Source organism: Streptomyces sp. LS-MS-L19 (assembly GCF_058382285.1).
The window spans coordinates 5,684,821-5,699,548 of record NZ_JBYCLL010000001.1; the positions used below are offsets into that span (position 1 = coordinate 5,684,821).

13 protein-coding genes are annotated in these 14,728 nt (G+C 69.4%); 9 read left to right on the forward strand and 4 right to left on the reverse strand.

Features of this window, described 5'->3' with window-relative positions:
* Nucleotides 1–4 precede the first annotated feature (4 nt).
* From AC2XR2_RS25365 to AC2XR2_RS25390, 6 genes are all read left to right on the forward strand, one after another.
* The gene (locus AC2XR2_RS25365; RefSeq protein WP_330265229.1) at nucleotides 5–802 is read left to right on the forward strand and encodes a type III pantothenate kinase; all 798 of its coding nucleotides are present in this window, start codon (nucleotides 5–7) and stop codon (nucleotides 800–802) included.
* Between the two features lie 160 nt (nucleotides 803–962).
* A complete protein-coding gene (locus tag AC2XR2_RS25370; protein WP_491518497.1) occupies nucleotides 963–1,655 on the forward strand; it encodes a hypothetical protein in 693 nt (230 codons plus the stop codon).
* A gap of 81 nt (nucleotides 1,656–1,736) precedes the next feature.
* Complete coding sequence (locus tag AC2XR2_RS25375) at nucleotides 1,737–1,901, forward strand: hypothetical protein (RefSeq protein ID WP_330265228.1); 165 nt, start codon at nucleotides 1,737–1,739, stop codon at nucleotides 1,899–1,901.
* 149 nt (nucleotides 1,902–2,050) lie between these two features.
* Nucleotides 2,051–2,443, forward strand: a complete 393-nt coding sequence (locus AC2XR2_RS25380) for a BlaI/MecI/CopY family transcriptional regulator (RefSeq protein WP_123762293.1) — start codon at nucleotides 2,051–2,053, stop codon at nucleotides 2,441–2,443.
* Nucleotides 2,444–2,452: 9 nt separating this feature from the next.
* Nucleotides 2,453–3,001, forward strand: coding sequence for an amino-acid N-acetyltransferase (locus AC2XR2_RS25385; protein WP_020122548.1), 549 nt, complete (start codon nucleotides 2,453–2,455; stop codon nucleotides 2,999–3,001).
* Between the two features lie 222 nt (nucleotides 3,002–3,223).
* Nucleotides 3,224–3,559 carry a histone-like nucleoid-structuring protein Lsr2 gene (locus AC2XR2_RS25390; protein ID WP_037717519.1) on the forward strand — a complete coding sequence of 112 codons (336 nt, stop codon included), beginning with the start codon at nucleotides 3,224–3,226 and terminating at the stop codon, nucleotides 3,557–3,559.
* 35 nt (nucleotides 3,560–3,594) lie between these two features.
* On the opposite strand, the gene AC2XR2_RS25395 is transcribed toward AC2XR2_RS25390, so the two are convergent.
* Nucleotides 3,595–4,500: an SCO3374 family protein gene (locus tag AC2XR2_RS25395; protein ID WP_491516389.1), complete on the reverse strand. Its 906-nt coding sequence runs from the start codon at nucleotides 4,498–4,500 to the stop codon at nucleotides 3,595–3,597.
* A 432-nt stretch (nucleotides 4,501–4,932) separates the two neighbouring features.
* Between AC2XR2_RS25395 and AC2XR2_RS25400 the strand changes: the two genes are divergently transcribed.
* Nucleotides 4,933–7,458 (forward strand): ATP-dependent Clp protease ATP-binding subunit, encoded by a 2,526-nt coding sequence (locus tag AC2XR2_RS25400; protein WP_053851123.1) that lies wholly within the window; start codon nucleotides 4,933–4,935, stop codon nucleotides 7,456–7,458.
* A 91-nt stretch (nucleotides 7,459–7,549) separates the two neighbouring features.
* On the opposite strand, the gene AC2XR2_RS25405 is transcribed toward AC2XR2_RS25400, so the two are convergent.
* Together AC2XR2_RS25405 and AC2XR2_RS25410 are read right to left on the reverse strand one after the other, a co-directional pair.
* Nucleotides 7,550–10,582 carry an NACHT domain-containing protein gene (locus AC2XR2_RS25405; protein WP_491516390.1) on the reverse strand — a complete coding sequence of 1,011 codons (3,033 nt, stop codon included), beginning with the start codon at nucleotides 10,580–10,582 and terminating at the stop codon, nucleotides 7,550–7,552.
* Nucleotides 10,583–10,637: 55 nt separating this feature from the next.
* Nucleotides 10,638–11,285 (reverse strand): HAD family acid phosphatase, encoded by a 648-nt coding sequence (locus AC2XR2_RS25410; protein ID WP_491516391.1) that lies wholly within the window; start codon nucleotides 11,283–11,285, stop codon nucleotides 10,638–10,640.
* Nucleotides 11,286–11,617: 332 nt separating this feature from the next.
* Here AC2XR2_RS25410 and AC2XR2_RS25415 point away from each other — a divergent pair, with 332 nt between their 5' ends.
* Nucleotides 11,618–12,163 carry a M23 family metallopeptidase gene (locus tag AC2XR2_RS25415; RefSeq protein ID WP_330265224.1) on the forward strand — a complete coding sequence of 182 codons (546 nt, stop codon included), beginning with the start codon at nucleotides 11,618–11,620 and terminating at the stop codon, nucleotides 12,161–12,163.
* Between the two features lie 127 nt (nucleotides 12,164–12,290).
* Here AC2XR2_RS25415 and AC2XR2_RS25420 read toward each other — a convergent pair whose 3' ends face one another.
* Nucleotides 12,291–12,887 carry a TetR/AcrR family transcriptional regulator gene (locus tag AC2XR2_RS25420; protein ID WP_381298018.1) on the reverse strand — a complete coding sequence of 199 codons (597 nt, stop codon included), beginning with the start codon at nucleotides 12,885–12,887 and terminating at the stop codon, nucleotides 12,291–12,293.
* Between the two features lie 144 nt (nucleotides 12,888–13,031).
* Between AC2XR2_RS25420 and AC2XR2_RS25425 the strand changes: the two genes are divergently transcribed.
* A complete protein-coding gene (locus AC2XR2_RS25425; protein ID WP_381298020.1) occupies nucleotides 13,032–14,597 on the forward strand; it encodes an MDR family MFS transporter in 1,566 nt (521 codons plus the stop codon).
* Nucleotides 14,598–14,728 lie beyond the last annotated feature (131 nt).

Consider the following 14,728-nt stretch of genomic DNA (forward strand, 5'->3'; position numbering starts at 1 on the left):
CGTCATGCTCCTCACCATCGACGTGGGCAACACGCACACCGTCCTCGGCCTGTTCGACGGCGAGGACATCGTCGAGCACTGGCGGATCTCCACGGACGCGCGCCGGACCGCCGACGAGCTGGCCGTCCTGCTCCAGGGCCTCATGGGCATGCACCCGCTCCTCGGGGACGAACTGGGCGACGGCATCGACGGGATCGCGATCTGCGCGACCGTGCCGTCGGTGCTGCACGAGCTGCGCGAGGTGACGCGCCGCTACTACGGCGACGTGCCGGCCGTACTGGTCGAGCCCGGGGTGAAGACGGGGGTGCCGGTGCTCACCGACAACCCCAAGGAGGTCGGCGCCGACCGGATCATCAACGCGGTGGCCGCCGTCGAGCTGTTCGGTGGACCGGCCATCGTCGTGGACTTCGGTACGGCCACCACCTTCGACGCGGTGTCCGCGCGCGGGGAGTACGTCGGCGGGGTCATCGCGCCCGGCATCGAGATCTCCGTCGAGGCGCTCGGGGTCCGCGGCGCGCAGCTGCGGAAGATCGAGGTGGCCCGGCCGCGGAGCGTGATCGGGAAGAACACCGTCGAGGCGATGCAGTCCGGGATCGTGTACGGGTTCGCCGGGCAGGTCGACGGGGTCGTGAGCCGGATGGCCCGGGAGCTCGCGGACGACCCCGAAGAGGTGACGGTGATCGCGACGGGCGGGCTGGCGCCGATGGTGCTGGGCGAGTCCTCGGTGATCGACGAGCACGAGCCGTGGCTGACGCTGGTCGGGCTGCGGCTGGTGTACGAGCGCAACGTCTCGCGGATGTGAGCGGCGGGGCGGCGCCTCCCAGGGTGCCTCTCGCCCCGACCAGGACGCACGGACCGGCATTGGGGTGGCCCGGTCGCGCCACACCCGCCCGCTATGACGAATTTGTCTGATTAGCGCGTACTGTCGCCGCATGCCCACGCCATACGGATCCCGCGGCGGCATGGCGTTCGGCGCGGAGGAGCTGCGTGTGCTCCGCCGCGCGCTCGCCCTCGCCCTTCACCCCGCCCCCGCCTCGGCCGAGGACATCAAGGACTGCCACCGCCTCGCCGAGTCCCTCGACGAGGCGGTGCGCGAGGGTGCCCGGCTGCGCGCCTTCCTGGTGGCCGACCTCGGCCGGTACCGCGCCGCGCTGCCCGGCACCGCGGCCGGCTATCTCACGCTCCTGGAGGAGGCGCTGGGCGCCGGCTACCGCCCCGGGCCCGACGATCTCGCCGCGCTCCGGGCGCTGCGCGGCAACCCGGTCGCCGCGGCGCTGCTGAGCCGCTGCCAGGTGCTGGCCGAACGGGACGTACGAGCCCGCCTCGCGGGCGCCATGGCCGCCCGGCGCGCCCAGGCGGCCCCCGTGGTCCCGGCCTCCCGTACGCGCCTCCTGGCGCTGCCTGGGGGTCTTTCCGGAGGTCTTTCCGGCGCTCCCACCGGGGTCGTCCGGGGCGGGCCGGCGGAGCAGGACGCCAAGGAGCCGCGACGCGAGCCCGGGAAGCAGCCGGCCAAGCCCCCGGTGAAGCCGGCCGAGAAACCCGCCCCCGCGGCCCCGAAGCCCTCCCGCCCCATCCCCACCCCGGGCGAGGTCTTCCCCCGCCGCAAACCGACCCCGCCTCCGGCGAACCCACCGCAGCAGCTGGCCGCGGGCTGAGCATCGGGGCGGGGTGCGCGTGGCGCCGTTTCCGGCGGACCCCGCCCGAGTTGTCCAACTGTCCGTGGCTACTCTGGACGCATGGACTATGTCGCCGCGCTCGTGCCCCCGGTCGTCATGGCCGTGTTCTTCGTCTTCCTGATCCGGGTGATCGTGAAGACCCAGGGCGGGGCCAACAAGGCCAAGGAGGACGCGGCCGTCGACGCCGCTCTCGCGCGCGCGGAGGCGACCAAGCAGGCCGACTGACCGACGGCGCCCCCATCGGCGTACGACTCTCCGAGCCACCGTGCTTTCGGAGTCGTACGCCCTTTTTGTTGCCGTTTGACGTCGAAAGAGCACGTCCGTCACGCCGAAAGCCGGATCTCCCACTATTGTGCTGAGCTGTGCCTCGCCCATTGGGAGAACTCGAAGACGCGGTCATGACGCGGGTGTGGAAGTGGAACCGCCCGGTCACCGTTCGGGAAGTCCTGGAAGACCTTCAGCAGGAACGGTCCATCGCGTACACCACCGTGATGACCGTTTTGGACAATCTCCATCAGAAGGGCTGGGTGCGTCGTGAGGCGGAAGGCCGGGCCTATCGATATGAGGCGGTCTCCACACGGGCCGCCTACGCCGCCGCACTGATGAACGACGCCTGGTCCCAGAGCGACAACCCCGCCGCCGCTCTCGTCGCCTTCTTCGGCATGATGAGCGAGGAACAGCGACAGGCACTCCAGGACGCCGTACGGATCGTCGGGGGACCGACCGTGGAGAACCCCGACTCGGCAACGCGGGACGGTGGGCGATAGCGTCCGCTCATGTCCGCGAAGAGTCCCTCCGCCGAGAACCCCGAAGTCACCGCAAAAGCCATCACCGTCCGCCGGGCCCGCACCAGCGATGTCGCCGGCATCCGTCGGCTCCTTGACTCCTACGTCCGCGACCGCATCCTGCTCGACAAAGCGACCGTGACGCTTTACGAGGACATCCAGGAGTTCTGGGTCGCCGAGCGCGACGACAACGCCGAGCTGGTCGGCTTCGGTGCCCTGCACGTGATGTGGGAAGACCTCGCGGAAGTGCGCACTCTCGCGGTGAAGCCGGGCCTGAAGGGCGCCGGGGTCGGGCATCAGTTGCTGGAGAAGTTGTTGCAGACGGCCCGCTGGCTCGGCGTTCGTCGCGTTTTCTGTCTCACCTTCGAAGTGGACTTCTTCGGCAAGCACGGCTTCGTCGAGATCGGTGAGACACCCGTTGACACCGATGTCTACGCGGAGCTACTGCGTTCCTATGACGAAGGCGTGGCGGAGTTCCTCGGTCTCGAACGAGTGAAACCCAACACCTTGGGCAACAGTCGGATGCTTCTGCATCTGTGATCGCCAAGGATTCCGGCGATCGGCCCTGCCCAGGTTCCCTATGTCCGAAACGCGCATGTTTCCGGACGGGGAGGTGCCTGTCGGTCTCTCCCAGGGGTTTGTGTTTTCTCAGCAAAAGCGGTTTGCTTTCCGACGTACTGCAGTACTGCATATAACAGGGGACGGCGAAACGGCGGACGCCGCAGACCCCCGGCCCTCAAGTATTGGATGAAAGGAAATCCGGTGGCACAGAAGGTTCAGGTCCTTCTTGTCGACGACATCGACGGCGGCGAGGCGGACGAGACCGTCACGTTCGCGTTGGACGGCAAGACGTACGAGATCGATCTCACGACCGCCAATGCGGACAAGCTCCGTGGCCTTCTCGACCCCTACGTGAAGGGTGGTCGTCGTACCGGAGGCCGTGCTTCGGGTGGGCGTGGAAAGGCGCGAGCCGCTTCCGGTGGCAGCCAGGACACCGCTCAGATCCGAGCCTGGGCAAAGGAGAACGGTTACGAGGTCAATGACCGCGGCCGTGTTCCGGCGAGCATTCGCGAGGCTTACGAGAAGGCCAACGCCTGATCGAAAGGTCTACGAAGGCCAGGGCCTGCGAAGGCTTACGGCCGCGCGCGCAGCCGCAGCCGGTGGCACTGAGTCGCCACCGTGTCCACGACGCGTACGAGATCGGGGGCGTTTCCCGCGCGCCCCAGCGCCGACATCGTCGGCAGCGAGGCCTCGACCTCGCACCCCGGCTCGGGGGGCCGCAGCCATACGGCGGCCCCCTGCAGGGCGCCCGGGCGGCCCAGGACGAGAGGCCGCACCCCGGCGCCGGGGGCACCACCGGGAAGCCCCGCAGCCATGAGCCACACCGGCTCGGCCCCTGCCGACTCGGGCCTCGACGCCGACAGCCGCTCGTCGGGCCCGCCGGGCCTCCCCATCGGCAACCGTCCGCCGGATCTGCCCGACCTCCTCGACGTCGGCGGCCGCTCGCCGGAATCGTCCTGACCCGGTGCCCGGTCCTGCCCCGCATCCGTAGGGATGCCGGTGTCCGGTCGGTGGTCGTCCCGGGGCCTCCCCGCCCAGCCGTCCTGCCCTCCGCCGAGCCCGGCCGGGGCCGTCCCCGGCGGCAGTGGTGCCTCCATGGAGTCGTCCGGGCCCAGCGCGTGCAGGTCGAGGGGGAGGGTGCCCCAGTCCAGCCACTCCAGGATTCCGGGCAGTTCGTCCGCGCTGCCCGCCGCGACCAGCAGCAGCATCCGGTCGCCCCGTACGGCCACCGGGGAACCGGCGGTCAGGTGGCGCAGGGCCGCGTGACCCGCGACGGCCGGGATGTCCAGCACATCGAAACGCCGGCCCACCCTCAGCCGTACAAGGGAACCCGGGGAATCCCCGGGCACCGTCGGCCAGCCCAGTTCGTTCTCGTACCAGCGGCGTACCGGATCGTCGCCGGAAGCGGTCGCGTCGGGCGGCCGTCGGGGAAGGGGGACCGTGGTGAGGTCCGAGGTGAGCGGGAGGTGGCCGACCATGCCAAGTGCAACCGTCCCGAAGGCCCCCGAGTTACGCTGGGTGCATCTGCGTGTGCGCAGAGTGTCCGTTTTGGGGGCGTGCGGGGGTGCGGGACGGCGCGAGGTTGTTCGCCCATAGCGGAGGGACGGGGGGCGTGCGGCATGGAGTGTCAGTCCCAGCGGGTAAGACATCCCTAGTGGGAGGGGGCGACACGCAGGAAAGGCCGTCTCACGTTCGCCATCGGCGTACTGGCGACTGGGGTAACTGCCTGGCCTGCGGGAACATCGTCTCGCACCATCGGGTTGGAGCAGATGTCGGCGTTAGCGGGGTCAGGAGGCCATCGACGGTGTCGGCAGTTGGAATGAGCGGTCCCCGCTTGCGGGACTAAGCTGCGGAAGGACAGGGAGGGGAAGTTCCCCCCACTGCCTGACCGCTCTGAGGAGCGATTAACGATGTTCGAGAGGTTCACCGACCGCGCGCGGCGGGTTGTCGTCCTGGCTCAGGAAGAAGCCCGGATGCTCAACCACAACTACATCGGCACCGAGCACATCCTCCTGGGCCTGATCCACGAGGGTGAGGGTGTCGCCGCCAAGGCCCTTGAGAGCCTCGGGATTTCGCTCGAGGCGGTCCGCCAGCAGGTGGAGGAGATCATCGGCCAGGGCCAGCAGGCCCCGTCCGGGCACATCCCCTTCACCCCCCGTGCCAAGAAGGTCCTGGAGCTGTCGCTCCGCGAGGCCCTTCAGCTGGGCCACAACTACATCGGCACGGAGCACATCCTGCTCGGCCTGATCCGCGAGGGCGAGGGCGTCGCCGCCCAGGTCCTCGTCAAGCTGGGCGCTGATCTCAACCGGGTGCGGCAGCAGGTCATCCAGCTGCTCTCCGGTTACCAGGGCAAGGAGACCGCCACCGCCGGCGGGCCTGCCGAGGGCACCCCCTCGACGTCCCTGGTCCTCGACCAGTTCGGCCGGAACCTCACCCAGGCCGCTCGTGAGTCCAAGCTCGACCCGGTCATCGGGCGCGAGAAGGAGATCGAGCGGGTCATGCAGGTGCTGTCCCGCCGTACCAAGAACAACCCGGTCCTGATCGGTGAGCCCGGCGTCGGCAAGACCGCCGTCGTCGAGGGCCTCGCCCAGGCCATCGTCAAGGGCGAGGTGCCCGAGACCCTCAAGGACAAGCACCTCTACACCCTGGACCTCGGCGCGCTGGTCGCCGGCTCCCGCTACCGCGGTGACTTCGAGGAGCGCCTGAAGAAGGTGCTCAAGGAGATCCGCACCCGCGGCGACATCATCCTGTTCATCGACGAGCTGCACACGCTGGTCGGTGCGGGTGCCGCCGAGGGCGCCATCGACGCGGCTTCGATCCTGAAGCCGATGCTGGCCCGCGGTGAGCTCCAGACCATCGGTGCGACCACGCTGGACGAGTACCGCAAGCACCTGGAGAAGGACGCGGCCCTCGAGCGCCGCTTCCAGCCCATCCAGGTCGCCGAGCCCTCGCTCCCGCACACGATCGAGATCCTCAAGGGTCTCCGTGACCGGTACGAGGCCCACCACCGGGTCTCCATCACCGACGAGGCCCTCGTCCAGGCCGCGACCCTGGCCGACCGGTACATCTCGGACCGCTTCCTGCCGGACAAGGCGATCGACCTGATCGACGAGGCCGGTTCCCGGATGCGCATCCGCCGGATGACCGCGCCGCCGGACCTCCGCGAGTTCGACGAGAAGATCGCCGGTGTCCGCCGGGACAAGGAGTCCGCGATCGACTCGCAGGACTTCGAGAAGGCCGCCTCCCTCCGCGACAAGGAGAAGCAGCTCCTGGCCGCCAAGGCCAAGCGGGAGAAGGAGTGGAAGGCCGGCGACATGGACGTCGTCGCCGAGGTCGACGGCGAGCTGATCGCCGAGGTCCTCGCGACCGCCACCGGCATCCCGGTCTTCAAGCTGACCGAGGAGGAGTCCTCGCGTCTGCTGCGCATGGAGGACGAGCTCCACAAGCGGGTCATCGGCCAGGTCGACGCCGTCAAGGCGCTGTCGAAGGCGATCCGTCGTACGCGTGCGGGCCTCAAGGACCCGAAGCGTCCCGGTGGTTCGTTCATCTTCGCCGGCCCGTCCGGTGTCGGTAAGACCGAGCTGTCCAAGGCGCTCGCCGAGTTCCTCTTCGGTGACGAGGACGCGCTGATCTCCCTCGACATGTCGGAGTTCAGCGAGAAGCACACGGTCTCGCGGCTCTTCGGTTCGCCCCCCGGCTACGTGGGCTACGAAGAGGGCGGCCAGCTGACCGAGAAGGTGCGGCGCAAGCCGTTCTCGGTGGTCCTCTTCGACGAGGTCGAGAAGGCCCACCCGGACATCTTCAACTCGCTGCTGCAGATCCTGGAGGACGGTCGCCTGACCGACTCCCAGGGCCGGGTCGTGGACTTCAAGAACACGGTCATCATCATGACGACCAACCTCGGCACCCGGGACATCTCCAAGGGCTTCAACCTGGGCTTCGCGGCCTCGGGTGACAAGAAGACCAACTACGAGCGCATGAAGAACAAGGTCTCGGACGAGCTCAAGCAGCACTTCCGGCCCGAGTTCCTCAACCGCGTCGACGACGTGGTCGTCTTCCCGCAGCTGACCCAGGACGACATCCTCAAGATCGTCGACCTGATGGTGGGCAAGGTCGACGAGCGCCTGAAGGACCGGGACATGGGCATCGAGCTCTCCCAGTCCGCCAAGGAGCTGCTGTCCAAGAAGGGTTACGACCCCGTCCTGGGCGCGCGGCCGCTGCGTCGCACGATCCAGCGCGAGGTCGAGGACACGCTGTCGGAGAAGATCCTCTTCGGCGAGCTGCGTCCCGGTCACATCGTGGTCGTGGACACGGAGGGCGAGGGCGAGACCCAGACCTTCACCTTCCGCGGCGAGGAGAAGTCGGCGCTGCCGGACGTCCCGCCGATCGAGCAGGCGGCCGGCGGTGCCGGGCCGAACCTGAGCAAGGAGGCGTAGCCCTTCGGGGAGACGTCGAGTGAGGGGCCGGTGCCTTCGGGTACCGGCCCCTTTCGCATGGCTGCGGCTGTCGCTTTTCGGGTGGCCGCGGCTATCGCTGGAGCAGTCTGACGTCCGTGCCCGGGAATCGGTCGGAGAAGCGGGACAGCGGGAAGTCGTGGCCCGGCATGTTCTGGAGCGCCACCGAGTGCAGTGTTGGCAGGCGGACAGCCAGCGCCGAGAGGTCCTCGGTGCCGAGGAGCCCCGTGACGCGCAGCACCTTGACGGCCGGCAGCTCCGGCATGTGGTCGATGGAGCGCGGCAGTTCGCGCAGGAGCCGTGCGTGCAGATGGAGTTGCTTGAGCCGGGGCAGTGCGGCCACCGACTGCCAGTCGGTCGCCGTCAGCTCCGTCGTCAGCGGCCCGAGGCTGAGGTCCACGAGCTCGGTCCAGTGCTCCAGACCGCGCAGCCCGGTCTGGTTGGTGGCGTGCCGGCCGAGGAACAGGTAGGTCAGGTGCGCGTCCACGGGCAGGACCTCGGTGAGGCTGCGGCCCGGGAGCTCCTGTTCCAGGGTGAGCCGTCGCAGGAAGCGCAGGGACGCGAGGCCGGTGAGGTCGGCGATCTGGCCGCAGATCAGCTCCGTGAGCGGGAGGTCGGCGAGCCGGTCCAGGCCCCGCGCCTGCGTGCACCGGGCCAGGAGCAGATTGCGCAGCGAGCCGAAGGGCAGCAGGGCGCCCAGGTCGGTGAGGCCGGAGTTGTCGCGCAGGTCGAGCAGGGTCACGTCCTCCGGGGCCCGGACCGCGGCAAGGATCTCCTCGACCGGGTGCTCGCCCTTGAAGGCCAGCCCGCTCCAGGGCTGCATCCCGGGCAGCGCCGCCCGCTGCTCGGCCGACTCGCAGGTGAGGTAGAGGCCGTGGCGGGGCAGATGGTCCAGCACCTCCGAGGCGTACTCGGCGGTGTCGAAGCGGCTCCAGGTGCCCGCGAGCTGTCGGCGCACCCCGAGGTCCGGGTGCTCGCGGAACCGCCGGAGCACCGCGAGGGCGCCCGCGGGCTCTTCCGCGGCGAGCAGCGAGGCGGTGATGGTGACGTCCCGGGCCTGCTCGGGCGACAAATCCCCCGGCCCCGGAAGCAGCTCCAGCACCAGGGGCCCCGCCTCCGCCAGCGCCCTCGCGTCCTCCTTCGAGGCCGGTGGGATCAGGGCGGCCGCCCGCTGCTCCACCTCCGTCCGCACCGCCGCGTCCAGCGCAGGCGCGTGCTCCAGGCAGGCCAGTGCCAGCAGGGTCAGCCGGGGTACGTCCCTGGCGAGCAGCTGCCGTAGCAGAGAGGCCCGTTCGCGGGGCCGGGCGTGGGCCACGGCCATCCGGATCACGTCCTCCCACTGGGTGTCGTCCGCGCGGCCGACGAGGACGTCCAGGTGGCCCTCCTCGACCGCGTAGCGGGCGCCCAGGTAGTCCTGGAAGGTGCGGTGCACGAAGTCCACGACTCCGTCGGCGGGTTGGCGGAGCAGGCCGCTGCGCAGGAGCAGTTCGCCGAGGACGGCGGGGGCCGGGCCGGTCAGGCCGATCGTGGGCAGACAGCGGTCCACGATCGCCTCGGCCGTCTCCAGCTCCATCTCGGTACGGCCGCTCAGCACCAGCGCGTAGGCCAGGCGCTGGAGCAGCTCCAGCTGGGTCTCCTCGGCCAGGTCCAGCTCCAGGCCCCGCTCCCGGTCGCGGCGCGCCAGCAGCATGGTGAGGGCGGCGTCGTACAACTCCTTGCGGCCCGTGGGGAGATAGCCCCGCCGCTCGCGGTGCAGGGCGCAGATCAGGCCGCACATCAGGGGGTTGGTGGCCAGGCGGGCCAGGTCGCGTTTGGTGCGCAGGGAGTCCAGCAGCGGGGCCTCGTACTCGGGGGCCTCGGCCGCGGTGTGCCAGCGGTGGACGAAAGTCGCCACGTCCGGGCGGCGCATCGGGGCCAGGGTCAGCTCGCCGAAGCCCTCGGCGGCCAGCCAGTCGGGGCGGACGGCGGTGGGCCGGGAGGTCAGGAGCCAGCGGTTGCCGGGGAAGGCGCGGATGAGGGACAGGAGCCAGTCGCGGGTGCGGTGGCGGTCGGCGGCGGGGATCTCGTCCAGGCCGTCCACGAGGATCAGGCCGCGGCCCGCCGTCAGGACCCGTTCCGTCCAGCCCTCCGGCGGGGTCAGGGGGCAGCTCACGGCGGTCAGGAAGTCGGCGGGGGCGGGGAGGGCCCCCGCGCGGATCAGGGTGCGCAGGGGGAGGACGTACGGCACTCCGCTGCCGTCCCTGGCCGCGGTGACCGCCAGCCACTGCACCAGGGTGGTCTTGCCGGAGCCCGCGTCGCCGCGCAGCAGGGCCCGGTCGTGGGCCAGCAGGGCTTCCTCGGCCGGGAGTTGGACGGTCAGCGCACCCCCGGGGAGTTCCTGGGCGAGGGGGCCCTCCTCCGCCGTGGTCGCCTCCAGGCTGAGGTAGGCCACTTCGAGGGGCCAGCGGTCGGGGGAGTCGCGCAGGTCGATGCCGTAGATGGTGATGTGGTTGTGGCGGTCGGCGACGTAGGGGAGATAGCGGCGTTCGAAGTTCCGGTCCGCCGCGCCGGGGCGGGGACTGCGGGCGATCAACTCGTCGATCTTCGCGATGAGTTCGGCCTGGGTGCGGGTCTGCTCCACGAGGGTGCGGGCTACGAAGGTCGACCGGCGGGTGAAGAACTCCAGGATCTGGAGGCAGGACCATTCGATCGCGTTGTCGAGGAAGTAGCAGGCGTCGGCGGAGAGTCCGGACGGCGGAGGTGCCTGCTGGCGCAGTTTCCTGGCGAGTTCGCGGTAGCCGAGGCGGACGGCCTGCACGTCGTCCATGTCCAGGTCGCCGAGGGCGAGCAGCTGGCGGGTGAGGGCGTCGACGACGGCGGCTTCCTCGTCGGCCGGGAAGGGCGGCTCGCCGGGGGAGTCGGTGGCCGCGCGGACCATGCCGTCGGCGAGGGCGCGGACCTCCTTCTCGCCGAGGGTGCGCTGCTCGCCCCGGAAGGAGACCAGGGCGGCAAGCCGGACCGGCTTGTCGACCAGGCCGGCGCCCGGGCCGTCGGGCCGGAAGAGTCTCCGGACCAGTTGACCGACCAGAGCGGACGCCAGCTTGCTGCCGAGTACCGCGGGCTCCATCCGCCACCCCCGTGTGTGCCTGTGAGCGGATGGAGCCTAACCGGGCGTCCTGAGGTCAGGACAACTGGCCGTCGTAGTCAGGGAGTTTGAAGGTCTTCTCGGCGTGGCCGCCCGACAGGTCGGTGGCGCTGTTGCCGATGTTCGCGATGATCGTGTAGCCCTTGTTCTCGATGTCGACGCGCTTGGCTGTCTTGTAGGTGGCGACGTCCTTGAAGAGGTCGATGAAGTTGCGGACGTAGAGGCCGCTGACCTGGTAGCCGACCTGCTTGAGGTTGTAGTCGGTCGCCGAGGCGATGCTGTCGGGGCGGGCGGTCACGAAGAACAGGGAAACGCCGTGTTCCTGGGCGTACTTGGCGACGTTCAGGACGGGCTGGTTGGCCGGCGAGGGGTAGCTGAAGCCGAAGTCCGTCTCGAGCGTGGTGTTGTCGATGTCGAAGACGATCGCCTGCTTCTCGCCGGGCTTGGTGGCGGCGATACGGGTCTTCAGATACGGCAGGGCCTGGTCCATCACGGCCTGGCAGTCGGCCTGCCAGGTGGTGTAGTCGACGTCCGCGGCGGCGGCGGCCGTGGCGGTGGTCGAGGCGGAGGTGCTCTGACTCGTGGCGGTCGTCGCGGCCTCGGCGGGCACGGCGAGGGCGACCAGGGCGGTCGCGGAGACGGCGCTGACAGCTGCGTGGCGCGCCCAAAGGCGTCTGCTGCTCATTCTCGTGGGGGTCCTCTCACGTCCGTATGCCGTTGTCTGGTGCATGTTCGGGGTCGAGGGTGGCGCGAGGGGAACCGTAGGGTTACTGGGGGGTAAGTAGCCAGAGATGCGCGTCACATTGAGGGGTGTTTAAAACGGCGCCGGCGGTGACATGACGCACAGGCGATTTGTCCGTTACTAGGGGGATTAGTGGAGAGCGGTGCGGTTGGGAGACGTATCTGTCGGTAATGTCGCGACTTATTACTACGAATCGTCGTAGATGGCTGGTTTTGGGGTGCGCGGGCCTGCGGGTTACCAATGCCTTTCCGTTTCCCCGACCCCCCGAGGTTCTGATGTTCCAGCGCGTCTCCCACCGCTCTTCCCGTACGTCCCTGCTCCGTGCCCGGGTTGCCGTCCTGGCCGCCTCCGTCGGTGCCACGGCCGTGCTCGGAGCCGGAGTCGCCTCGGCCGCGTCCCACCCCTCCTGGGTCGACCCGGTGAAGAAGTACAAGCTCAGCGCGAGCTATGCGCAGGCCGGCGCCATGTGGCAGTCCACCCACAGCGGGCAGGACTTCGCGGTGCCGAGCGGGACGAAGGTCGTCGCCGCGCACGGCGGGACCGTCGTCAAGGCGGGTCCGGGCGGCGCCGGTGACGGGTCCGCCTACGGCAACGCCATCGTGATCAAGCACGGCAACCGGACGTACTCGCAGTACGCCCACCTCTCGCGGATCAACGTCAAGGTCGGCCAGGTGGTGAAGACCGGCCAGCGCATCGCCCTGTCCGGCAACACCGGCAACTCCAGTGGCCCGCACCTGCACTTCGAGATCCGCACGACCGCGAACTACGGCTCGGCGATAGACCCGGTCAAGTTCCTGCGGGCCAAGGGCGTCAAGGTCTGAGGCACGGGGCTCAATCGGGGCGCCGGGCGCAAGTGGGCTTGCGCCGGGGGCAAGTGGGGCTCGGTGGAGTCGGGCTGATGGGGCCCCGCGTCCAGACCGGCCCCGCTGCCCAGCGTCCGCCCCGCGGCTACTCGCCCCTGCTGCCCCGGTGGGCCTGGGTGATCAGGTCCGTGGCTACCTCCAGGACCGCCTTGCGCTTGGCGTCCGGGTCGCCGTCGAGGTCGTGGAGGAGGAACATCCCGGCGTGCAGGGTGAAGATCGCGCTGACCGAACGGACCTGGTCGACCAGGTCCGCGTCCGGGTCGACGATGGTCTCGCGCAGCCCCTGCATACGCTCCTTGAAGGTCTCCCCGACGCGCAGTTCACGGACCGTCGCCTGGTTCTCCTGCATGAACCGGAACAGCGGCGTCGCCCCGGCCAGGGTGTCGCTGTAGCGCCGGATGATCTCCTGCTTGGTCTCCAGCGTGTGGGGCTGCTGCCGGCCCCACTCGATCAGGTCGAGGATCGGCTGCGTCAGGTCGTCGAAGATGCTGACGAGGATCTCTTCCTTGGTCTTGAAGTGGTAGTAGAGCGCCGCCTTGGTGACGTCCAGGCGCTCGGCGATCTCCCGTAGGGACGTCTTCTCGTAGCCCTGCTCCGCGAAGAGTTCGAGGGCCACGTCCTGGATGCGCTGACGTGTGTTACCGCGGCGCTGCTGCTTGGTGCCGTCCATGGTGCCGCCCATCCTCGTGCTCCCCGGCTTTCCAGAAAACTTACTTGACGCCCGGCTAGTTACGCGTCTACCTTCCCCAGTGTAGACAACTAGCCGGGCGGCAAGTAAGTGCCCCGGCGGGGGAAGTACCGCAGCACCTTCAGGGGAGTGGGAACGATGGCGGACACACAGACGGTCGAGACGGAACCGGACAAGCCACAGCGCAGCGTCCGGGTCGTACTGCTCGCCCTGATGATCACCATGATGCTCGCGATGCTCGACAACATGATCGTGGGTACCGCGATGCCGACGATCGTGGGCGAGCTCGGCGGTCTCGAGCACCTGTCCTGGGTGGTGACGGCCTACACCCTCGCGACGGCCGCCGCGACCCCGATCTGGGGCAAGCTCGGTGACATGTACGGCCGCAAGGCCACCTTCATGACCTCGATCGTGATCTTCCTGATCGGCTCCGCGCTCAGCGGCATGGCCCAGGACATGGGACAGCTGATCGGGTTCCGGGCCGTGCAGGGTCTCGGCGCCGGCGGTCTGATGGTCGGTGTCATGGCGATCATCGGTGACCTGATCCCGCCCCGGGAGCGGGGCAAGTACCAGGGCATGATGGCCGGCGTCATGGCGCTCGCGATGATCGGCGGCCCGCTCGTCGGCGGCACCATCACCGACAACTGGGGCTGGCGCTGGTCCTTCTACATCAACCTGCCGCTCGGCGTGGTGTCCCTCGGCCTCATCAGTGCCGTGCTGCACCTGCCGAAGAAGCGGGCCAAGGCGGGCATCGACTACCTCGGCGTGGTCCTGCTGACCGTCGGCATCACCTCCATCGTGCTCGTCACCACCTGGGGCGGTACCGAGTACGCCTGGACCTCCGCGCGGATCATGGAGCTGATCGGCATCGGCGTCGCCGCGCTCATCGGGTTCGTGTTCTGGCAGACCAAGGCGGCCGAGCCGATCGTGCCGCTGCACATCTTCCGCAGCCGCAACTTCACGCTGATGTCCCTCATCGGCTTCATCACCGGCTTCGTGATGTTCGGTGCGACCCTCTTCCTGCCGCTGTACCAGCAGTCGGTGCAGGGGGCCTCCGCGACCAACTCCGGGCTGCTGCTCCTGCCGATGCTGGGCGCGATGCTGGTGACCTCGATGGTCGCGGGCCGGGTCACCACCAACACCGGGCGGTACTACGTCTTCCCGGTCGTCGGCAGTGTCCTCATGGTCATCGGGCTGTACCTGCTGTCCACGATGGACACCGGGACCTCGCGGTTCACCTCCGGTGTGTTCATGGCCGTCGTCGGGTTCGGCATGGGCTGCCTGATGCAGATCACCATGCTGGTCGCGCAGAACAGCGTGGAGATGAAGGACATGGGCGTCGCGTCCTCCTCCACCACCCTGTTCCGTACGCTCGGCTCCTCCTTCGGTGTCGCCATCATGGGCGCGCTGTTCAACAACCGCGTCCAGGACGTCATGTCCGAGCGGGCCGGGGCGCTGGGCTCCAAGGTGACCGAGCAGTCCGCGCAGCTCGACGCGGCGAGCCTGGCGAAGCTGCCGGCGGCGGCGCGGGAGGCGTACCAGTACGCGGTCTCGGCCGGCACCCACTCGGCGTTCCTGCTCGGCTCGATCGTGGCCGTGGTCGCGCTGGTGGCGGCGGTGTTCGTCAAGGAGGTCCCGCTCAAGGGCGCGGGCCCGCAGAAGTCACCCGAGGACGCGGCACCGGCCCCGCTGGTCGAGGTCTGACCGGCACGGTCCGACCCTCTTGAACCGAAGGCCCCCGGCTGGTGTCCGCCCCGGGGGCCTTCACCATGCACAGGAGCGCCGGGGGCCTTCGCCATGCCTGGGCCCTTCGCCGGTTGGGGTCTGTGCCGCCC